The sequence below is a fragment of the Cohnella sp. genome (assembly GCF_041640265.1).
GTDB lineage: Bacteria > Bacillota > Bacilli > Paenibacillales > Paenibacillaceae > Cohnella.
Genome location: NZ_JBEQAP010000020.1, coordinates 1 through 19,924 on the forward strand (window position 1 = coordinate 1; position 19,924 = coordinate 19,924).

Sequence of the window (19,924 nt, forward strand, 5' to 3'; positions counted from 1 at the left end):
GATTCCACCTCACGGAGGACACCCTTGTCTTAAGCTAATGACTACTACTGCCTTCGCCATTCGGGACTTGCACCCTATAGATAACGCCCATGCTGGGCGACACTAAAAAGGGGCAGTACCATAACTTCTTATGGCACTGCCCCACGACATATTTAGATCATAACGATATTATTTCGAGACGGCTTGCTTCTGCAATCGCTGCGGGATGATATCGTTACCTACGATGTTATGATAGGTTTCCCGAGCGACAACAAGATCTGCTCTTCCGTCTTTCACGAATACCACGGCTGGACGGCGTATCCGATTATAGTTGCTCGCCATTGCATAGTTATAGGCACCCGTACAGAAAACGGCCAACAGATCACCAGACTGGACTTCCGGGAGCTTCAGATCCCAAATCAGCATGTCTCCGCTCTCGCAGCATTTGCCTGCAACGGAAACCAATTCATTAAGCGTATCGTTGGCACGGTTCGCCAGAACCGCTTCGTATTTGGATTCGTACAACGCAGGACGCGGATTATCAGTCATTCCGCCGTCAACCGCAATATATTTACGCACGCCAGGGATGTCTTTGCTCGTCCCTACGGTATAAAGCGTCGTGCCTGCATCGCCGATAATACTGCGGCCCGGCTCGATCCATACTTCCGGGAGCGGGAAATTTGCCTCGGAGCAAGTCGAAATAATGGCATCAGCGATCGCTTGTACGTACACAGCTAGAGGAAGCGGCGTATCTCCTTCCACGTAACGGATTCCGAAGCCCCCGCCCAAGTTAAGGACAGTAAAGGTGTAGTCCAGCTTATCCCGGATTTCAACCGCAAATGCAGCAACTTTCTCAACAGCCATTCGGAAGCCTTCCACCTCGAAAATTTGCGAACCGATATGGGAATGCACGCCGAGCACCTTCAAGCTTGGTAAGCTAAGTGCCGTTTCAATCGCGCGGAATGCCGATCCATTACCAAGGTCGAAGCCAAACTTGGAATCCTGTTGACCCGTAGAGATATAATCATGCGTATGAGCTTCAACACCCGGGGTGATCCGAAGCAATACGTTAACGCGTTTGCCTTTCTCGGCAGCTAATGCGTTCAGAAGATGCAGCTCGTTGAAATTGTCCGCGACAAAACAACCGATGCCCGCTTCGAGTGCCATTATGATTTCTTCGGGTGTTTTGTTGTTGCCGTGGAAATGAATGCGCTCAGCAGGGAAGCCTGCTTGAAGCGCCGTATACAGCTCACCGTCGGATACAACATCAAGGCTCATGCCTTCTTCTTCCGCTACGCGGCACATCGCCATTACGCAGAATGCTTTGGATGCGTATGCCACCTGATGGCGAAGTCCCGTGGCACGGAATGCTTCCATGAATTCCCGGGCGCGCTGGCGCACAAGCGCTTCATCCACAATATATAACGGCGTTCCAAACTCCTTAGCCAGGTCTGTAACGTCGCAACCTCCGATTTCAAGATGACCTTTGCTGTTAATTTTGCTCGTTCCATGCAAGTACATATCGAATTCCCCTTTTGCGGATTTTCCGGTATGAAGTCACTATTCTGACTCTTGTCCGGTATTTGCACTATTTAACCTGAGTATAACGGAAAATAGACACCGGGGAAATGGAGGATTTGCCACAACATTTGCATTTGTATACCTTAGGCTGGCTGCTTGCGGCTTTTCTTGGTTTTGAAGATGGAAGTACGTTCCTTGTTTTCCGGCATAGATTGACGGACGAGAATCGCAAGAAAAGCCTTCCCGTTAAACGGTAGAAATGGCCACAAATATGGAGCGTTAAACGATCTTTCGAAAGCTAAATAAAGAAACACGAACGTCGTTCCGATTACGAAGCCAATCTCATGGAAGAAGAAAACGGAAATAAGCAAGCCTAGCCTAATGATCCGGTTGGCAAGACCTAACTCATAGCTCGGTGTAGCGAACATTCCGATTGCCGACACAGCCATATATAGAATAACCTCGTTAATGAACAAACCCGTTTTCACTGCAATGTCTCCGATCAGAATAGCTGAAAGCAAAGTCATTGCTGTAACAAGCGGAGCAGGTGTATGCACGGCCGCCAGCCGAAGAAGATCAACACCGATTTCCGCGATAATAAATTGCAGAATAAGCGGAATCTGTCCCACATTATCCGCCCCGACAAACCATAGCCAATCTGGTTTTAACGCCTGTCTTTCATTAAACAAAAACCATAGCGGCATCAGGAATAACGAAGCTATTATTCCTATGAACCTTACCCAGCGCATGTAGGTTCCCATGAAAGGATTTTGCCGGTTTTCTTCAGCATGCTGTACAAGATCGAAATAGGTGGTAGGCAGAAGAATCGCGCTTGGAGAAGTATCCACGATAACTGTAACGCTTCCATCGAGCAATTGCGAAGCTACGACATCGGGTCGTTCGGTATACCGGACAAGCGGGAACGGACTCCATGACACATCAATCATCATCTCTTCCAATTGCTTATCGGCCAGCGGAATTCCGTCAATATCGATTGCCTTGATTTTATCCCGTATAGACTCTACGAGCTTTGTGTTGGCAATATCATCAATGTATCCTATGCATACGTCCGTCTGCGTGCGTCGCCCAACCTTCAGCATTTCAAAACGCAGCTTCGGATCACGCAATCTTCTTCGGATGAGCGCTACATTAGCGATGAGTGTCTCCGTGAAGCCGTCCTGGCTGCCTCGTACGACCTTCTCGAGCGAAGGCTGTTCGGGATTTCTTGACGGGTATTGCTTGGCATCAATAATGAGCACTGCGGATTCACCTTCAAGGTAGAAGGCCGTGTTTCCGACGAGTACTTCATCGATCATACCGGCAAAGGATGATGTCTTCTTGATTTGTACTGCCGGCACATAGGATTCTAGAAACATCTGCAGCGTATCATGATCGACGAGGCAGTCCGGCTCTAAATAAGTCAAGCGTTTCAATATCTCGGTTAAAGAAGCATCCTTGGCGAATACGCTAAGAAACAAGAGTGCGACATGTTTTTTGCCGATAATCATTTCACGAATTTGAACCTCGAAGCTTTTACCTAAGCCGATTGTATCCTCCAGCGCTTTTTTCAACTGCTCCATGTTATCCGGTATCGGGATCTCCGGTTCGCGCGCTTGTTGGGAGCCGGAGCCGCTGCTTTTACTTTCTTCCCGCTTGTCCTTGTGCTCATTTTTCTCCTCCAGTCCGCCTCGGTGGATACCGCGATGACCTGGAGTACCTAGATGACCTGCATGCTCTAAATCCATACTTCCATGTTCCGTCGTTTCCATTATTCACACACTCCTTAAGGATGTAACCATAGCCAATCGACCAATGAGCCCGTCACCTTGCCGAGTGCCATGGCCATAAGCAAAGAGAAAAGATAGGGCATCAGCTTGAGTCTCTTGGACAGGATAGGAATTACATTCAGCACTTCAGTTAAGGCAGCAGCAAACATCCCCACGAACAATCCTTGGAAAATAGCCGGAAGCAACAGAAGATGAACCGGGAGCCGAAAGGACCAGTTAAACAAATCGGAGCAGCTCCAGTACAATGCACCCGATAGAATACCGGATTCGAATACGGATGAGCGCCGATAGGCACGTGTTAGCTGGACAAGCCGGGGAATGAGGTCCAGCACGATTAACAAAGCGACAAAAGCGCTGCCGACCACAAATCCACCGGCTAAACCCGTTATCCCGATTAACAAGTTCTGCAGTCCTTCAACCACTTTCTTCACCCGATAGCTCCTCGTGCTTCTTGCGATACTCTTCTGTGATGACGTAATGATTTACATTTTCCTGATACATAAACATTTCCACTTCAAGGGGATTTGGCTCGTCGGTCAGACGTTTGCGCAATATTCGGTTGAAGAACAGAAGCATACCCAGCCCGATTCCGATAGAATAAGGAATCTGGAACAGCCAAGGATGCGAGCCTGTTTGCCCAGTAATGAGCTCTGTTATTCTGCGTTGCACCTCGGGCATATTTACATCCGCATGAAAGTTCATCATCGCCATCCCCGAGCCGAAGAAGAGCAGCAGCCAAGCCATGACCAACACAAACCTGCGAGGCTTATGGATTCCAAAGGGTGAGATTTCCACTAATACATGCGGTTCTCCGAAGGTCTCGATAACCAAACCCGGCTCACACTCGCGAATGGCTTTGACTGCCTGCAGCATATCGATTAACAGCAGGTTGCCATCGTTACTCGTGACTTGGTGGAGAGGAAGCTTCTTTAAGCGTGAGGCAAGCTCGTCATCCGCAACCAAACGTGCAACATTCCCTAGAGTAATCTTGGATAAGGGAGCAACGACGGCTCTGCGCCGCATCCGGACATAGACGACATTAGAATCCTGATGTTCCATCTGCTCCCTCCTTTGCCTGATTGCACTTAGTATGGAGCAGAGTCGCCTGAAGTAATCGGAAATAGAAAAAAAGCCGGAGGACAAAAAAATGGCTGAGCAGAAAACTGCTCAACCATCTTTTGCTTTTCAATTCAGGCTTGCCTGTTATGGTTACAGTGCGATCTGGTCTTTAATGTTTTGGAGAATCTTCTTCTCGAGTCGACTGACTTGGACTTGAGAGATACCGAGTCTGCCAGCGACTTCGGATTGAGTCTGATCGCGGAAGTAACGTAGATAGACAATAAGCCGCTCACGGTCGCTCAAACCTTGAATCGCTTCCGTTAAGGCGAGCTTGTCGAACCATTTCTCCTGTGATTCATCTGCGATTTGGTCCATAAGGGTAATCGGATCGCCATCGTTCTCGAACACCGTCTCATGAATCGATGCCGGTGGTTTATTCGCTTCTTGGGCAAACACGATTTCCTCCGGCGTAACGCCGATTTCTTGGGCAACCTCGCTGATTGTCGGCGCACGGCCTAGGCGTTTGGATAGCTCATCCTTGACCTTGCGAACGCGGTTAGCCATTTCTTTCAGTGATCGGCTGACCTTAAGCGTTCCGTCGTCTCGCAGAAATCTTTGAATTTCACCGATGATCATTGGAACCGCGTAGGTAGAAAATTTCACATCATAAGAAAGATCGAATTTATCGACCGATTTCAATAAACCGATACAGCCGATCTGGAACAGGTCATCGCTGTCGTAGCCGCGGTTCGAGAACCGTTGAACGACTGACCATACTAATCGAATATTGCTATTTACGAGCGTATCGCGCGCGGTCGTATCTCCGGATTGACTTAGCGCAATAAGGCGCTTCACTTCACTGTCATCCAAGTAAGCCGGCGGAGACGATCGTTTCCATTCTGAATCCATGCCTCCAACCCCTGCCGCACGGTTTTTAATTAAACAACACTTTTTTGGATTCAATCCGCTTTTTCATCCGCAACAACGTTCCGCTATTCTGGGAACTAACGACCTCAAACTCATCCATGAAATTCTCCATAATGGTAAAGCCCATACCTGAACGCTCAAGCTCTGGACGGGAAGTAAATAAAGGCTGGCGCGCCAGCTCCAAATCTTCTATTCCCTTCCCTTGATCGCTAATAGAGATCAACACTGTATCCCCGTCAAGCTCCACTTCTAAGGTTACTGTTCCTTCCGTATTGCCGTTGTAGCCATGAATAATGGCATTGGTAACCGCCTCGGAAACAACTGTCTTGATCTCATCTAACTGATCCATGGTGGGATCCATCTGAGTAACGAAAGCCGCAACGCTAATTCTAGCGAAAGCTTCGTTCTCCGAACGGCTGGCAAATGAAAGCTTCATATGGTTTTGTCCACTCATGATACGACCTCCAGACTGGCTACTGCCGATCGCTCGGTCTCGTAAAAGGTTATAATCTTAAACAACCCGGACAACTCGAATAAGCGTTTGACGCTCGTTTGCGTGTCACACACAACCAATTTACCGCCGCGGCTTTTAATAAGCTTATAACGTCCTAGAATGACGCCGAGGCCCGAGCTATCCATGAAAACCAAATCCTTTAAGCTCAGTACGACATGATCGCATCTCCCTCGCAGAATAGCATCCTCCATCTTGAAACGAACGATGTCCGCGGTATGATGATCCAATTCTCCTCTCAAACGTACGATTAACACATTACGATGCTGCTCCAGCTCGACCTGTAAGCTCATGCCACATTTCCCCTTCCCCGATAGTGCGAGCGCCGCTCGTCACGCCCGCTAGAACGATAGCCCATGCTCTACCGCCAGCGGATATCTCCTGTCTTCACAGATGTTGTATCGTCACCAATTCTACGGATGGCTCTCTCATTCCTGCCCCCCGACAAAACTAGAAGCAACCTCGCCCTTCTCGACACAATATGGCAAAGAGGCGGCGACGAAATACTCGTCAAACCGCCCTTCTAGCCCCTTACTCAGAGAGGAACAGCTGTCCCGTCGTTCTTCTTAGAAGCGTCCACCAGCCGGCCCTCGCGACCGACACCGGAGATTCCACCGGAAACTCTGTCAGCACCTCAGATCCGCGATATACGACCAGCTTGCCGATCGGCTGGCCGATTTCAATCGGAGCTTTGATCGATGGGTCCAGCATAAGCTCATGACGTATGCCTTTACCTGCGTCTCCCTTCTTCAGCAGCACGCTGTAAGAATACTTCGCCTCCAGCGGAACCTTATTGACCTTACCCTTCTCCACGGATAAAGTACCAATGGGGTCGCCCTTCTTATAAATGGGAACATTCGTATATTGAGCGAAAGCATAGTCGAACATATGAGAGACTTCTGCATTGCGGGTTTTCGTATTCGGTTCCCCCATAACAACCGCAATCAGACGCATGTTTTCCCTGCGTGCAGTTGCGGATAAGCAGAACTTCGCTTCGCTCGTAAAGCCGGTTTTTAATCCATCTGCCCCATGGTAGAAGCGTACAAGCTTGTTCGTATTCACGAGCCAGAACGGCTTGGAACTATCCTTGCGCAAGTAATCCTGGTAGAGCCCCGTATACTTCGTAATCCCTTCATATTTCAACAGCTCTCGTGACATAAGGGCGATATCTTTGGCAGAGGATACATGCCCTTCGGCGGGAAGTCCATTACAGTTAACGAATTTCGTGTTTGTCATTCCAAGCTGCCGCGCTTTCTCATTCATCATTACGACGAATTGCTCCTCGCTGCCCCCAAGCTTCTCCGCCAGCGCAACAGATGCGTCATTGCCGGAGGCTAGAGCTACACCCTTGAGCATTTCCTCCACCGTCATTTCCTCGCCCGACTCCAAGAAAATCTGCGAGCCGCCCATTGAGGCTGCAAATTCGCTAGTCTGTACTTTGTCAGTCAGCTTAAGACGGCCTTCATCGATCGCCTCCATAATTAAGAGCATCGTCATAATTTTCGTTATGCTCGCCGGCGGCAGCGCGGCGTTACTATTCTTCTCATAGATAACTGTTCCACTATCCGCATCCATAAGGATTGCGGAACGAGCGCTTGGGGCCATATCTGTCATTTGCTTCCCGGGTGCCGACTCCTTAGCCAAAGCAACCGTAGGTACCATTAAAGCTAGTACCATTGTCCAAGAAACCAATAAAACAAACCCTCGATAGTTTAATCTGCGTCCATCATTACTTGCCAAAAGTGGCTCCCCCTCCTGCGACCGTAAGACGGCCAAGGTTTCTTCTACTCATTAGTTTGTCCTTTAGGATGGAAAATATTCCATGCCGCCGCCAAAAATAAAACGCCGCCAGCCCCAACAAAAAGGGCGAGCGGCGTGTTCTTCACTCTTCAAAAACGTTCTATATCTTTGGTATTATCGTCAAGACGAGGGAGATAAATTGTTCCTTCACGCGCTCCGTCGTTTCCATGACTTCAACGTGTGATAATGGCTGATCTAATATACCGGCAGCCATGTTGCTTATACATGAAATTCCAAGAACCTCGATACCCGAATGCCGCGCAACGATAACCTCGGATACCGTTGACATACCCACTGCGTCCACGCCAAGCGTACGCAGCATGCGGATTTCTGCAGGAGTCTCATAATTGGGACCAAGCAATCCAACATAAACTCCTTCTTGCACGGAGAAGCCAAGCTCATCAGCAGTTTCTTTAGCGATCCCCCGCAGTCTGCGGTTATATGCTTCCGACATATCCGGGAACCGCACGCCTAGCTCACTATCGTTCGGACCAACTAGCGGATTACGACCCGTCAAATTGATATGATCAGATATCAGCATGAGATTACCTGGCTTGTAATCCATATTGACGCCGCCAGCTGCATTCGTGACAAGCAGCGTACTCACGCCTAGTGCTGCCATAACACGCACAGGCAATGCAGTCCGCTCAGGCTCATAACCCTCATACAAATGGAATCTGCCTTTCATAAGCATCACATTTCGACCCTGCAGCTTGCCCACAATAAGCTCGCCTGCGTGACCTTCTACTGTGGACACCGGAAAGTGAGGAATATCCTCATAAGGAATCGTTACCGCATCCTCCAGTTCATCACCCAGCACGCCAAGTCCCGAACCTAGAATAAGGCCGATCTCCGGACTTAAATCCGTTGTGGAACGTATAAATGCAGCTGCCTCATCAATAATTGCTTTCGTAACGGTTAATCCCATTTAAACCCTCTCCTCTGCGTCATCTTTGATAAAAGTCACTTTAGCAACTTCAGAAAACTTTTTCCATGTGTTGTGAATTCGATATCGAAGTTGTCAGCAATTGTCGCCGCGAGATCGGCGAAGCTTGCGCGGTCAGCCAAATGCCCTGCACTTGCATCTGCTGCGATACCGGTAAATCCGGGGCTCCATGAGAGCAGCGGTACGAATTCTCGAGTGTGGTCCGTACCCGCATGAATCGGATCGTTGCCGTGATCGGCGGTGATGATGAGCAAGTCGTCCTTATTCATTACAGCCATAAGCTCAGGCAAAGCACGATCGAACTCTTCGAGAGCGCGGCCATACCCTTCCGGATCCCGACGGTGACCGTATAAGGAGTCGAAGTCGACCAGATTCGTAAATACAAGACCGTGGAAATCCGACTGCATTTCTTGTAAGGTTACGGCTATCCCATCCGCATTACTCTTCGTCGATATGGAGCGGGTAATTCCTTCCCCACAGAAAATATCGTTGATTTTACCAACGGCAACAACGTCATGACCGCTCGACTTCAATGCGCTAAGAACGGTTGGAAACGGCGGCTTCACAGCATAATCATGACGATTAGGCGTACGTTTAAAAGCACCCGGCTCACCGATATAAGGTCTAGCAATGACCCGACCGACTGAAAACTCATCCTTCATCGTTAATCGACGAGCAATTTTGCAAGCATCATAGAGCTCTTCAAGAGGGATGATCTCTTCATGCGCGGCGAGCTGAAACACGCTATCCGCCGAAGTATAGACGATCCAAGCACCGCTCTTCATCTGCTCATCGCCCAGCTCGTCCAATATTTCCGTGCCGGACGCCGGCTTGTTCCCGAGAACCGCTCTTCCCGTTTCTTCTTCAAATGCTTTCAAGAGCTCAGCGGGAAACCCGTCCGGGAATGTTCTGAACGGAGTGTCGATTCGCAGACCCATGAGCTCCCAATGGCCAGTCATCGTATCTTTGCCAACGGAGACTTCAGCCATCTTTCCGTAATAACCGTTGGGGGACGGCTCCTGCTTCCAATCGGCAATAGGCGCGACATTACCAAGCCCCAGACGCCTCAAGTTAGGCAGTGCAAGTCCAGGAACCCTCTGTGCAATGTGCCCCAACGTATGGGAGCCTGCATCCCCGTAAGATGCAGCATCCGGAAGCTCACCAATTCCTACGCTATCCAATACGATAACTGTTATGCGTTTAAATGCCATGCTGAGCACCTCTTTTCAAGTAACCCTGAATAATAACTTTACCTTGCCTACGTTCGCGCTCGCGGATGACTGCGTTCATACTCTTCCTTGATCTTTAACTTCATAGTAGATTGATACATTTGTGTCGTTGATGGAGCCGCATGACCAAGCATTTCTTGAACCGCCCGGATATCTGCCCCGTTATCTAACAGGTGCGTTGCGAACGAGTGACGCAGGGTGTGGGGAGAAATAGCCAGGTTGAGCATCGAAGCGTATTTTTTGAGCATTTTCCAGAAGCCTTGACGTGTTATGCGAGTGCCGAGATGGTTCACAAACAGGGCGGTCTCTGTCTGAGCAGGTCTTAACATAGGTCTTGCAGCTTCCAGGTATTTCGCAACCCAAGATGCTCCTTGGGCGCCGACAGGAACCATACGCTCCCGACCGCCTGAACCCAAGCATAGCAAAAAACCCATGTCCAGTCTAACGTGCTCCCGATCAAGCGAGATCAATTCCGAAACACGCAAGCCCGTCGCATATAACAGCTCTAACATAGCGCGATCCCGAAGCCCGATGCTCTGGCTCGTATCCGGCAATTCCAGCAGCTCATTCAGGTCTGCAGTTGAGAGCGTTTGAGGTGCCTTCTTCTCCGCCTTGGGTGATTCCAGCTGGATAGCGGGATTGTAGTCCAACGCTCTCTGTATCGTTAGAAATTTGCAAAAAGAACGAATCGATACAATTCTCCGAGTGACCGTAGCCGTAGAGCGGCCTTCCGCTCGTAAATCATTTAAATAAGAGGTCAAATGATGTGCCCGAAGCACGTTAGCCTCAGTAACTTTACCCGTCTCTAAATATTTCACAAAATCGGTCAAATCACTGTTATAACTCTGTTCCGTACTTAAGGAAACCCTTCGTTCACGTACTAAATAAGAGAGATAAGATTGAAGCCAGTCTTTGATATGCATGTCATTCTCCTAACCAATAGAAGAGCCTTAACCGATCCCCCGGCGAGCCGTTGGGATTGTTTCCTTCTCCTGTTTGGAATACCTTCGATGACCTTCCTTCCGGCACCTTATAAGGATCGACCGGCTGCAGCCAGCTATGGAACCAACCGAAAAATCCGTGTACAAGCACCGTTAACGCAATAAAGAGGAGCGTGAACTGAAGACGCTCCCACCATTTGTTCATTGGCTGCCTCATTAAATCTTCCCCCTCTTGTCCAGCTTGTTACTAAACCGTATGAGGGAAAAACCCAAATCATGTCACCATAAGCTTTCCAATCGCGTATATGGCATACCGATAGCCTCAGCAACCTGAGGATGGGTTAGTTGTCCGAGATAAGCATTTACGCCAAGAGCCAGTGCTGAGTTCTCTTTAACAGTATCATGAAATCCTTTGGACGCAAGCTGCAAAATATATTCAATGGTTACGTTTGTCAGCGCAAGCGTAGACGTACGGGGAACAGCTCCGGGCATATTTGCAACGGCATAGTGAATTACGCCGTGCTTCTCATAAATCGGGTTCTCATGGGTGGTCACTCTATCGATCGTTTCAATGGAGCCGCCCTGATCGACCGCGACATCTACAATAACCGCACCCTTTTTCATCGTTTTAACCATCTCTTCGGTTACTAGGCGCGGTGCTCTAGCACCCGGAACAAGAACGGCTCCGATGAGCAGATCCGCCTTACGTACCGCATTTGCTATATTATAGGGGTTGCTCATTAGCGTCCGAAGTCGACCTTGAAATACATCATCCAAGTATCTCATCCGTTCTCCGCTTCTCTCAAGCACAACCACTTCTGCTCCTAAACCAAGCGCCATTTTGGCCGCATTCGTCCCTACGATACCTCCGCCGATTATAATGACTTCAGCAGGCGGTACACCCGGAACTCCCCCAAGCAAGACTCCGCGTCCCCCATGAAAGGCTTCCAAGTATTTTGCTCCTTCTTGAACAGCCATTCTGCCTGCAACCTCGCTCATGGGCGTAAGAAGCGGCAGACCGCCCCCGGGTAACTGGATTGTCTCATAGGCAATAGCCGTCACTTGTTTGTCCAAGAGTGCTTTGGCAAGATCCGGTGCCGCAGCAAGATGAAGGTAAGTAAATAAAACCTGTTGATTACGAAAGTAAGAAAATTCCTCAGGCAGAGGTTCCTTGACCTTAACAATCAGATCGGCTGCGCCCCATACCTCTGATGTAGCCTCGACTAGCGTCGCGCCAGCACCGCTATATTCCTCGTTTGTAAAGCCGCTGCCTTCGCCTGCGCCATGCTGAACTACAACCACATGACCTTGCTTAACAAGCATTTCACATCCAGCGGGCGTAAGGGCAACTCGATATTCCTGATTCTTAATCTCCTTGGGCAATCCGATAATCATAATGATTTCCTCCCGCTGCTCTGCAGCTTAACTAAATTCTTTCCCTTACAGTATCCAAGGACAAAATATTTATGTAATGGATTCCCCTCATGCACTTTATACTCTATTTCTCCATATTTTACAACGACATATGGAAAAACCTGACTAGGAGGATAACCAATGAATGCATTGGCGAAGCAGCTGTGTCAAAGTGCCAGGAGCAAGCCATCGTTACAAACGGAAAGGCGTATCATTGTACTCCGGCAAGACAAGGATTATCGTCACTGCTTGAAAGAGCTTCAAGCCGCAGGGATTAAACCGGTGAAAACCGATTCTTCGCTAAGATTGATCTGTTGTCATACCGATCGACGCCTAAGCTGGCAGCGGCTCATTGACCATCCTCGCGTCGCTTATGTTGAACGAGATCATAAAGTGAAAGCTCATGGGCTCCTGCGCATGAAAGCTAAAAGCACGGCGGGTATTGCACGTATACCTTGGAATATCAATAGGGTTAAGGCTCCCCCCGTCTGGAAGGCTTCTAACTCTGGAGCAGGTGTTAAGGTAGCGATAATAGACACAGGCATAGCCCGTCATCCTGATTTACGGATCGCCGGGGGTGTAAACACATTGGGAGGCCGCTCATTCGCGGATGATAACGGCCACGGCACTCATGTTGCGGGCATTGCAGCGGCAAAAGGAAACAAGAAAATCTACGGAACAGCTCCGAGAGTCAGACTGTATGCAGTAAAGGTATTGGATGCATCAGGCTCCGGTTTCATTACAGATATCGTGGAAGGAATCGAATGGTGCTTGTCGAGAGGAATCAAGATTATGAATATGAGCTTCGGACTAGTCGGTGAGAGTAAAGCGTTGAGGGACGCTGTTCGCAGGGCAAGGCGCAGAGGTGCCGTGATGGTTGCGTCTGCGGGAAATAACGGAAGGCTTTTTACGCAAATCGAAGCTCCTGCCCGGTATCCGGAGACGTTGGCCGTCGCAGCCGTCTCCCGCGGAAATCGGGTTGCAGCCTTCTCCAGCCGAGGCAAAGGCATAGATCTGTCCGCTCCGGGCATCAACATCTACTCAACTTGGTTAAAGGGAACTTATCGCAGGGAATCCGGAACTTCGATGTCCTCGCCGCATGTTACAGGAGCCGCAGCGCTGCTTCGAGCCATAAAGCCGGGATTAAGCGCGACAGAAGTAAGCCGGAAGCTTACTAAGTCAGCCCTGCGTATCCCCGGTGGTATTCGAGCGGTAGGCCAAGGCTTACTGCAGGTCTCAACGGCTGCTCGAACGTTAAGCAATAAACGCCGAAAATGATTTAATGATTGTTTCCTAAGGCACAAGAAAGAGGGAGTCACTAAAACCTCCCTCTTTCTATTAACCAATCAGCTTGTCTATATCCGGTCCTATATCGAGCGGCTTAACAGATGAATCATACTGCTGGACCACATGCCCTTGTCGGTCAATAAGGAATTTGGTGAAATTCCACTTGATCTCCCCGCCTGTTTGCTCTGTCAGATGCAGGAACAGCGGATCGGCGTTATCGCCCTTCACGTCTACTTTCTCGAAAATCGGAAATGTCACTCCGAAATTCAAGCTGCAGAAGGCTTCAACCTCAACTGAGCTTCCAGGCTCCTGTCCGCCGAACTGATTGCAGGGATACCCTAGAACGATAACTCCTTTATCCGAGTAAGACTCATATAAACTTTGAAGATCTTTGTATTGCGGTGTAAATCCGCACTCACTCGCTGTGTTGACAATCAATAACACCTTATCCTTATACATGCTCATATCCACTGTTTCTCCATTTGCCTTACGGGAAGTAAATGTATAGATAGACACTGTTATAGTTCCTCCTCTAATGTGATTTGCTGTACCTTCTGAAGCATGCTTGTGATTTGAGTACGGAGTGTCTCAGCTTCCTCTGGAGTAACTCCTGCTTGGCAGAAGAGCTTTTCCGGAATATCCAGTGCTTTAGCTTTGAGCAGAACTCCTCGTTCGGTTAAGGCAATGATTACGCTGCGTTCATCATTCTTGTCTCTCATCCGCGTGAGAAGCCCCATTGCTTCAAGCTTCTTCAAGAGCGGCGTCAAGGTTCCGGAATCTAAGTATAGCTTAACTCCTAGCTGCTTAACCGTAACGTGATCCCGTTCCCAAAGTGCAAGCAAGGTTACATACTGCGTATACGTAAGCCCCAGCTCCTTCAGTAAAGGATGATAAAGCTTCGTAATTTCTCTGGCGTAAGCATATACTGCAAAGCACAGCTGATTATCTAATTTCAGTACGGAGCCGTTATTCATTTGTGCCTCCTTTGCGCTATCGCCTTTTCTTTGCGGGTCGAAATTTGATTGTATACAATTTAATCGCCCTTACTATACCATCCGATTTCTCGGTTGTCAAAACTTGACTCCATTAGTTACATTGTATAAAATTAAATTTACTAAAATGTATTTTCAGTTCTGACTTTAAACTAGGAGGAATGACCACCTTGTCCATATATAACATTCAGGTAAAAACCATTAGCGGCGAAACGAAGGATCTTTCCGATTATAGAGGAAAAGTAATGCTCATTGTGAATACGGCCAGTAAATGTGGATTTGCCCCTCAATACAAAGGCTTACAGCGACTGCATGAAACCTATGGCCAGCAAGGTCTGGCGGTTCTTGGTTTCCCAAGCAATCAATTCGCTAACCAGGAGCCGGAGGATGAAGCCGCCATTGCGAAGCATTGCGAATTGAATCACGGAGTGACCTTCCCGCTTCATGCCAAGATCGAGGTTAAAGGTCGAGGTATTCATCCTTTGTATAAACACTTAACAAAGGGAGCACCCGGTTTACTAGGACTTAGAAGTATTAAATGGAATTTCACGAAGTTTCTTGTCGATAATAACGGACGTGTGGTCAAGCGTTTCTCTCCAACCGATACTCCCGAAAAAATAGAGAGTCAGATCCAAAAGCTGCTAAAATAATAATAGAGGCTATTCCAGTCAAAAATCAGACTGGCAGCCTCTATTATCTATCATTTGTCTTCGGAATCTGTCGGCTGATCAGGTTGACATTTCGCGCATATGCCTTGAAAGTCCAAGCGGTGATCAAGAACGGTGAAGCTATATTCCTTCTCCAGCCGTTCTTCCAGCGGTCCAAGCCAATCTTCCATAATCTCGGACACGGTTCCGCATTTCACACAAATTAGATGATGATGATGGTGCTTGTTGCTGTCCGTACGCAGATCGTATCGGGCCACACCGTCACCGAAGTTTATTTTCTCAACGACATGCATTTCACTAAGCAGCTCTAGCGTCCGGTACACAGTTGCTAGACCAATTTCCGGGGCCTTATCCTTTACAAGCATGAACACGTCTTCCGCGCTAAGATGATCTTCTTCATTCTCTAGGAGTACACGTACCGTCGCTTCCCTTTGCGGGGTTAGCTTGTAGCCCTGAGATTGTAATTGCTGTTTGATTTTTTCAATTCGGGCTTCCATAGTCTCCCCCTCCGGTCGCAGCTACACTTCCTTCCATTATAGGAGAAGCCTATTCGATAAGTCAAACCCTCCATTACAAATTGGGAGAAAGGGTAGAAATAGGTACAGCCATAACCGTTGGGGCAATTCGTTCTAGTAAAAGCGGTGATAGATAAGCTTCATATAAAGAAGCCAGACATAGCATCACTAGCATAAGACCCGACACAGCTGTATGAGCTAGAAAAGGCGGTAGAATCTGCCCTTTTCGCTTGAATAATCGTTCTCTCACAACAAAATAAGCAAATCGGGCCGCCGAGACGCTCGCGATCATAAGTGCAGGTATAACCAGCGCGTTCTGGGGAGCTGTAGCCGCAAGGAAGAAAAACACGCCCTTCCATGCAAGCTGCTGAGCAAGCAATGCAACAGCAAAACCAATGAGCACTCCTTTTAGGAAATCGAGCATAAGTACGACCGGCAAACCGATTACAGATAATCCCAGAAGCCAAATTAGAAATAACCATTTGCCGTAAAACAAGAAGCTTTCCCAGAATGTCGCGGCGTGTACAAGCTGATCGGAATCCTTAATGTTTGTCAGATATAGACCGATCTCATCCGCCAGCTCTTGCTGCTGCTCCAACGTCAAAGCATTTACAAGCAATGCGCCGAATATGGCTCCTACTACAATTAAAACACCCACAAATACATACAAATTCAAATTGTCGCGAGCTAATAAATTCCATAAGCGAAAGTTCACAGGCACTACCTCCTTGTCCACCAACCACGGATGTTCTCGTGCCTATGTTTATGATGGACAAGTCGATTTTATGAGTGGCCGATGGTCCCGTAACGCCCGCCGCTTCCTGCCTCGAATACCGCTCTTCCCTCTCTAACTCTGATAATCATGTCAGCGATTTTATCTCCCGCAACCGCGGCAAGCCTCTCTCTAGAAATACGGTGCAGGATTTCCATCTCAGTACCTGCCTCGGTGAAAAGGCGTTCGCGCATAGCACGACCCACACCAGGGAAAAAGGTAAGCGGAACTTGTGGACGATATGGAGGTCGACCCACGGGTTGAGCAGACTTCTCCCGATCAGCCAGCTGTTGGATTCGTCCAGATACACCGCGAATAAGCTTATGGCTGCTGCAGAAGGGACATTCTCCGGTCAGCTCATTCTCCGCAGATAGAGCTTTCTTGCAATTGCTGCAAAAAGTCGTATGATATTTCCCCAACTCTGGATGAAGTCCATAGTTGGTAATAATCCTGCGTCCGGATCGTCCTGACAACGCCTTTGCCCACTCGGCGAACGAAGGCTTCTCAAGCAATATTTCATTACATTCACGGCCAATCATCCCCGTTGAATGTGCATCTGAGTTCGTAAGAAACGTATACCGATCCAGCTCCGATAAGTAACCTGCCATTTCTGAATCCGCGCTTAATCCAAGCTCGACCGCTGCGATACCATCCGGGTCCATTCGTGCCTCCAGCCTATCCGCAGAACAGCCCAGCAATCCACGATGCGGAGTAAACACATGCGCCGGAACCATTAGACCGCCTCGTGCAAGCAGCTCCCCTTGCAACTCTTTAGCTGTTACGCGAATTCGCTGCGAGCTTAACGTAATATTTTTCACTCGCGGCTTCATCCATGCCGTCCATTCCTGCATAGCTTTTAGATCAGGTAAATAGCCGAGCAAATGGAAAGGGCCGCCCCCCTCCTCCCGAACTTCCATCTCCACGCCCAGCAGAATGGCGGTATCCCGATACTTGATCCCTCCACCCTCAATTTCCTCCATCTCACCCGAATGAAGGCAGTTCATAATGTCTAGCTGAACAGGGGGAGAATGGCAATCAATCACGCCTATGAGCTCAATTCCCTTCCGCTCCGAGGCCTCTCGAGCAATATTGCGGAAGGTTAGATCCTTGCTGCCGCTGATCTTAACAGCCTGACCGTCTTGACTGCGGCCAATGTGCACATGGAGGTCTGCATAATAAGGGATTAAAGACAATTCATCCATCCTTAAAACGATCCCGTAAGCGTGTGCATTCGCCATGCATAGACCGCAAGCAGGGTTTTGGCGTCGCAGATCCGTCCTTCGCGGATGTATTCCATTGCCTGCTGCAGCGATATCGCTTCGCAAGTCAGAAATTCCTCCTCATCCAGATGCACCTCGCCCTTCTCGAGATCATCCGTGAAATAGAGATGAACCACTTCCTCCGCAAATCCAGGCGAAGTAGAGAAAGACTGCAAATGAACCATACTTCTCGCGCGATATCCGGTCTCTTCTTCAAGCTCTCTAAGCGCAGCCGCTTCCGGCTCTTCACCCGCATCCAGCTTACCTGCCGGAATCTCCACCTGCACCTTCTCCAGCGGCTTACGGAATTGCTCCACGACTAGCATTTTATCTCCATGCAGGGCTAACACCGCAACCGCACCCGGGTGGCGTACGATTTCTCGAGTCGCGGTCTCCCCATTCGGTAATTTTACTGTGTCAACCTGCAGCGAGATCATCCGTCCCTGAAAGATCGGCTTGGTCTCTAATGTTTGCTCGTAGAAAGGGTGTTGCCGATGCTTATTATTTTCATTCATATAGCTGCCTCCAGTCATGAATTCGCAAAACCTTTCATATGTAAAGGTATAGGCTTGTCTGTGCTCCGGGATGCTGATTGTTGGATCTCCGATGTCTTTTCGTTAGCAAGACTCTCATCAGAGATGATCGTTGTAACGCACAGACATGAGTCGCCCAAAATCAGCATCCCTCCGCATACTGTTTGAGATTAGAGGGAGTTGGATCTCCGATGTCTTTTCGTTAGTAAGACTCTCATCAGAGATGAGCGCTGGTAACGCACAGACATGAGTCGCCCAAAATCAGCATCCCTCCGCATACTGTTTGAGATTAGAGGGAGTTGGATCTCCAATGTCTTTTCGTTAGCAAGACTCTCATCAGAGATGATCGTTGTAACGCACAGACATGAGTCGCCCAAAATCAGCCATCCCTCTGCTTAAGTTTTATTTCTATTGAGGAGGTTTGTCAGATGTTGAAAAAATACGCAACACCGATGAAACTGCAGCTAGTCGGCAAGGCTTGGGAAATTCGTTATTCCCTGCGGCAGGAGATGAAGCGCTGGGGTGGACAATCCTTGCTCATCGAACGGCTTCCGCCCGCTTCCGCCACTTCCACAGCCTCTAAATAAGAGGTTGAAAAGAGCAGGTCCTAAGTTGTCACTTCAGCTTAGGACCTGCTTCTTTTATTTCTTCTTAAGGGTTTCCTGTACGATAGAGAGTACCAGTTCAGCGGTTTTGACTAAATCATCCGCTTTGAGCTGCTCTTTCGTCGTATGAATATGCTCGTAACCTACGGCAAGATTAACGGTAGGTACGCCATTGCCGTTAAACATGTTAGCATCGCTGCCGCCGCCGGATGAGAAGGTGTGCGGCTTCAAGCCAATAGCCTCAATCGCTGCTTTGGCGACTTGTACAACCTCGTCTTCATCTCCGTATGAATAAGCTGGATAGATGGTAGTGGTAACGAATTCGTACTCCGCACCATACTCCTTTGCAGCGCTCTCTACAGCCTCACGCATCGTCTCAATCTGACGATCCATCTTCTCTTGAACCTGACTGCGGGCCTCCGCATAGATCTTGATCGAGTCAGTAACGATGTTCACCTCGCCGCCGCCTTCGAAACGCCCGATGTTCGCCGTTGTTTCAGAGTCGATCCGTCCAAGCTTCATACGGGAAACTGCCTTTGCTGCAACTTGAATGGCACTAATCCCATCCTCAGGATTAACCCCTGCATGGGCTGCTTTCCCACGAATGGTAATGTATTGTCTAGAGTTCGTCGGGGCGGCAACCGCAATGTCACCGATTGCTCCGTTGGAATCCAGCGCATAACCGAATTTCGCACGAAGACGCGAACCGTCCATTGCACGGGAACCGATTAACCCTGATTCCTCGCCAGTGGTAATGACGAATTGGATGGAGCCATGCGGCTTTCCTTGCTCCTTCAGAACTCGAAGCGCTTCGAACATCGCTGAAATTCCTGCTTTATCATCCGCGCCAAGAATCGTAGTCCCATCACTGCGAATATATCCGTCAGCGTCGAGACGCGGCTTGATCCCCTTGCCCGGCGATACAGTGTCCATGTGAGAAGTGAACAAAATAGCAGGCACTGATTCTTCCCCCGGTGAAGCCGGCAGCCACGCAAACAAATTTCCAGCGCCATGACCGATCTTCTCCGCTACGTCATCCTCCGTTACTTCAAGTCCAAAGGCTTCGAATTTCTGCTTCAGAACCTTGCTAATTTCTGTCTCGAATTTCGTCTCGCTGTCGATTTGTATCAATTCCATAAATTCAGCTACTAACCGTTCTTTTTGCACCATGTTCTTTCCT

At 48.8% G+C, this 19,924-nt stretch carries 23 protein-coding genes; 3 read left to right on the forward strand and 20 right to left on the reverse strand.

Annotated elements, in window-relative coordinates; all coding sequences use genetic code 11:
• Positions 1-168: 168 nt before the first annotated feature.
• The 13 genes from lysA to ald form a co-directional block, all read right to left on the reverse strand.
• On the reverse strand, positions 169-1,500 hold the full coding sequence (gene lysA / locus ACESLK_RS15385) for a diaminopimelate decarboxylase (RefSeq protein ID WP_373230428.1): 1,332 nt from the start codon (positions 1,498-1,500) through the stop codon (positions 169-171).
• A 143-nt stretch (positions 1,501-1,643) separates the two neighbouring features.
• Positions 1,644-3,269, reverse strand: coding sequence for a spore germination protein (locus tag ACESLK_RS15390; protein ID WP_373230429.1), 1,626 nt, complete (start codon positions 3,267-3,269; stop codon positions 1,644-1,646).
• Between the two features lie 14 nt (positions 3,270-3,283).
• Complete coding sequence (locus tag ACESLK_RS15395) at positions 3,284-3,718, reverse strand: stage V sporulation protein AB (protein ID WP_373230430.1); 435 nt, start codon at positions 3,716-3,718, stop codon at positions 3,284-3,286.
• A complete protein-coding gene (locus ACESLK_RS15400; protein WP_373230432.1) occupies positions 3,702-4,346 on the reverse strand; it encodes a stage V sporulation protein AA in 645 nt (214 codons plus the stop codon). The genes ACESLK_RS15395 and ACESLK_RS15400 overlap by 17 nt, the downstream gene beginning before the upstream one ends.
• Positions 4,347-4,496: 150 nt before the next feature.
• A complete protein-coding gene (gene sigF, locus ACESLK_RS15405; RefSeq protein ID WP_373230433.1) occupies positions 4,497-5,255 on the reverse strand; it encodes an RNA polymerase sporulation sigma factor SigF in 759 nt (252 codons plus the stop codon).
• Positions 5,256-5,280: 25 nt separating this feature from the next.
• Positions 5,281-5,727: an anti-sigma F factor gene (spoIIAB, locus tag ACESLK_RS15410; RefSeq protein WP_373230435.1), complete on the reverse strand. Its 447-nt coding sequence runs from the start codon at positions 5,725-5,727 to the stop codon at positions 5,281-5,283.
• Positions 5,724-6,077, reverse strand: a complete 354-nt coding sequence (gene spoIIAA / locus ACESLK_RS15415; protein WP_373230437.1) for an anti-sigma F factor antagonist — start codon at positions 6,075-6,077, stop codon at positions 5,724-5,726. The genes spoIIAB and spoIIAA overlap by 4 nt, the downstream gene beginning before the upstream one ends.
• Before the next feature lie 238 nt (positions 6,078-6,315).
• Entirely contained in the window at positions 6,316-7,446 is a 1,131-nt protein-coding gene (locus ACESLK_RS15420; protein WP_373230543.1) for a D-alanyl-D-alanine carboxypeptidase family protein, read from the reverse strand.
• Positions 7,447-7,684: 238 nt separating this feature from the next.
• Positions 7,685-8,512, reverse strand: coding sequence for a purine-nucleoside phosphorylase (locus ACESLK_RS15425; protein ID WP_373230439.1), 828 nt, complete (start codon positions 8,510-8,512; stop codon positions 7,685-7,687).
• A gap of 35 nt (positions 8,513-8,547) precedes the next feature.
• Positions 8,548-9,741 carry a phosphopentomutase gene (locus ACESLK_RS15430; RefSeq protein ID WP_373230441.1) on the reverse strand — a complete coding sequence of 398 codons (1,194 nt, stop codon included), beginning with the start codon at positions 9,739-9,741 and terminating at the stop codon, positions 8,548-8,550.
• A 47-nt stretch (positions 9,742-9,788) separates the two neighbouring features.
• Positions 9,789-10,682 (reverse strand): site-specific tyrosine recombinase, encoded by an 894-nt coding sequence (locus ACESLK_RS15435; protein ID WP_373230442.1) that lies wholly within the window; start codon positions 10,680-10,682, stop codon positions 9,789-9,791.
• A gap of 1 nt (position 10,683) precedes the next feature.
• Entirely contained in the window at positions 10,684-10,917 is a 234-nt protein-coding gene (locus tag ACESLK_RS15440) for a DUF4227 family protein (RefSeq protein WP_373230443.1), read from the reverse strand.
• Positions 10,918-10,979: 62 nt separating this feature from the next.
• Positions 10,980-12,095 (reverse strand): alanine dehydrogenase, encoded by a 1,116-nt coding sequence (gene ald, locus ACESLK_RS15445; protein ID WP_373230444.1) that lies wholly within the window; start codon positions 12,093-12,095, stop codon positions 10,980-10,982.
• Between the two features lie 159 nt (positions 12,096-12,254).
• On the opposite strand from ald, the gene ACESLK_RS15450 reads away from it, so the two are divergent.
• On the forward strand, positions 12,255-13,391 hold the full coding sequence (locus ACESLK_RS15450; protein ID WP_373230445.1) for a S8 family peptidase: 1,137 nt from the start codon (positions 12,255-12,257) through the stop codon (positions 13,389-13,391).
• Between the two features lie 60 nt (positions 13,392-13,451).
• Here ACESLK_RS15450 and ACESLK_RS15455 read toward each other — a convergent pair whose 3' ends face one another.
• Together ACESLK_RS15455 and ACESLK_RS15460 are read right to left on the reverse strand one after the other, a co-directional pair.
• Positions 13,452-13,916, reverse strand: a complete 465-nt coding sequence (locus ACESLK_RS15455) for a glutathione peroxidase (protein ID WP_373230446.1) — start codon at positions 13,914-13,916, stop codon at positions 13,452-13,454.
• A 2-nt stretch (positions 13,917-13,918) separates the two neighbouring features.
• A complete protein-coding gene (locus ACESLK_RS15460) occupies positions 13,919-14,374 on the reverse strand; it encodes a MarR family winged helix-turn-helix transcriptional regulator (RefSeq protein ID WP_373230447.1) in 456 nt (151 codons plus the stop codon).
• Between the two features lie 188 nt (positions 14,375-14,562).
• On the opposite strand from ACESLK_RS15460, the gene ACESLK_RS15465 reads away from it, so the two are divergent.
• Positions 14,563-15,042 carry a glutathione peroxidase gene (locus ACESLK_RS15465; protein WP_373230448.1) on the forward strand — a complete coding sequence of 160 codons (480 nt, stop codon included), beginning with the start codon at positions 14,563-14,565 and terminating at the stop codon, positions 15,040-15,042.
• A 50-nt stretch (positions 15,043-15,092) separates the two neighbouring features.
• Here ACESLK_RS15465 and fur read toward each other — a convergent pair whose 3' ends face one another.
• The 4 genes from fur to ACESLK_RS15485 form a co-directional block, all read right to left on the reverse strand.
• Positions 15,093-15,557, reverse strand: coding sequence for a ferric iron uptake transcriptional regulator (gene fur / locus ACESLK_RS15470; RefSeq protein ID WP_373230449.1), 465 nt, complete (start codon positions 15,555-15,557; stop codon positions 15,093-15,095).
• A 73-nt stretch (positions 15,558-15,630) separates the two neighbouring features.
• On the reverse strand, positions 15,631-16,290 hold the full coding sequence (spoIIM, locus tag ACESLK_RS15475) for a stage II sporulation protein M (RefSeq protein ID WP_373230450.1): 660 nt from the start codon (positions 16,288-16,290) through the stop codon (positions 15,631-15,633).
• 68 nt (positions 16,291-16,358) lie between these two features.
• Complete coding sequence (locus ACESLK_RS15480) at positions 16,359-17,549, reverse strand: endonuclease Q family protein (protein ID WP_373230544.1); 1,191 nt, start codon at positions 17,547-17,549, stop codon at positions 16,359-16,361.
• A gap of 2 nt (positions 17,550-17,551) precedes the next feature.
• A complete protein-coding gene (locus ACESLK_RS15485) occupies positions 17,552-18,121 on the reverse strand; it encodes an NUDIX domain-containing protein (protein ID WP_373230451.1) in 570 nt (189 codons plus the stop codon).
• A gap of 446 nt (positions 18,122-18,567) precedes the next feature.
• On the opposite strand from ACESLK_RS15485, the gene mciZ reads away from it, so the two are divergent.
• A complete protein-coding gene (gene mciZ, locus ACESLK_RS15490) occupies positions 18,568-18,726 on the forward strand; it encodes a Z-ring formation inhibitor MciZ (RefSeq protein WP_373230452.1) in 159 nt (52 codons plus the stop codon).
• Between the two features lie 54 nt (positions 18,727-18,780).
• Here the strand turns inward: mciZ and ACESLK_RS15495 are convergent, their stop codons facing one another.
• Positions 18,781-19,914: a M20/M25/M40 family metallo-hydrolase gene (locus ACESLK_RS15495; RefSeq protein ID WP_373230453.1), complete on the reverse strand. Its 1,134-nt coding sequence runs from the start codon at positions 19,912-19,914 to the stop codon at positions 18,781-18,783.
• Positions 19,915-19,924 lie beyond the last annotated feature (10 nt).

Coding starts and splice junctions, on each gene's coding strand:
- ACESLK_RS15430 (WP_373230441.1), bottom strand. CDS start 9,741: ATGGCATTTAAACGCATAACAGTTATCGTATTGGATAGCGTAGGAATT.
- mciZ (WP_373230452.1), top strand. CDS start 18,568: ATGTTGAAAAAATACGCAACACCGATGAAACTGCAGCTAGTCGGCAAG.
- ACESLK_RS15435 (WP_373230442.1), bottom strand. CDS start 10,682: ATGCATATCAAAGACTGGCTTCAATCTTATCTCTCTTATTTAGTACGT.
- lysA (WP_373230428.1), bottom strand. CDS start 1,500: ATGTACTTGCATGGAACGAGCAAAATTAACAGCAAAGGTCATCTTGAA.
- ACESLK_RS15480 (WP_373230544.1), bottom strand. CDS start 17,549: ATGGATGAATTGTCTTTAATCCCTTATTATGCAGACCTCCATGTGCAC.
- spoIIAB (WP_373230435.1), bottom strand. CDS start 5,727: ATGAGTGGACAAAACCATATGAAGCTTTCATTTGCCAGCCGTTCGGAG.
- fur (WP_373230449.1), bottom strand. CDS start 15,557: ATGGAAGCCCGAATTGAAAAAATCAAACAGCAATTACAATCTCAGGGC.
- ACESLK_RS15485 (WP_373230451.1), bottom strand. CDS start 18,121: ATGAATGAAAATAATAAGCATCGGCAACACCCTTTCTACGAGCAAACA.
- ald (WP_373230444.1), bottom strand. CDS start 12,095: ATGATTATCGGATTGCCCAAGGAGATTAAGAATCAGGAATATCGAGTT.
- ACESLK_RS15450 (WP_373230445.1), top strand. CDS start 12,255: ATGAATGCATTGGCGAAGCAGCTGTGTCAAAGTGCCAGGAGCAAGCCA.
- ACESLK_RS15425 (WP_373230439.1), bottom strand. CDS start 8,512: ATGGGATTAACCGTTACGAAAGCAATTATTGATGAGGCAGCTGCATTT.
- ACESLK_RS15460 (WP_373230447.1), bottom strand. CDS start 14,374: ATGAATAACGGCTCCGTACTGAAATTAGATAATCAGCTGTGCTTTGCA.
- ACESLK_RS15400 (WP_373230432.1), bottom strand. CDS start 4,346: ATGGAACATCAGGATTCTAATGTCGTCTATGTCCGGATGCGGCGCAGA.
- ACESLK_RS15495 (WP_373230453.1), bottom strand. CDS start 19,914: ATGGTGCAAAAAGAACGGTTAGTAGCTGAATTTATGGAATTGATACAA.
- ACESLK_RS15420 (WP_373230543.1), bottom strand. CDS start 7,446: ATGGTACCTACGGTTGCTTTGGCTAAGGAGTCGGCACCCGGGAAGCAA.
- spoIIAA (WP_373230437.1), bottom strand. CDS start 6,077: ATGAGCTTACAGGTCGAGCTGGAGCAGCATCGTAATGTGTTAATCGTA.
- ACESLK_RS15440 (WP_373230443.1), bottom strand. CDS start 10,917: ATGAGGCAGCCAATGAACAAATGGTGGGAGCGTCTTCAGTTCACGCTC.
- ACESLK_RS15390 (WP_373230429.1), bottom strand. CDS start 3,269: ATGGAAACGACGGAACATGGAAGTATGGATTTAGAGCATGCAGGTCAT.
- sigF (WP_373230433.1), bottom strand. CDS start 5,255: ATGGATTCAGAATGGAAACGATCGTCTCCGCCGGCTTACTTGGATGAC.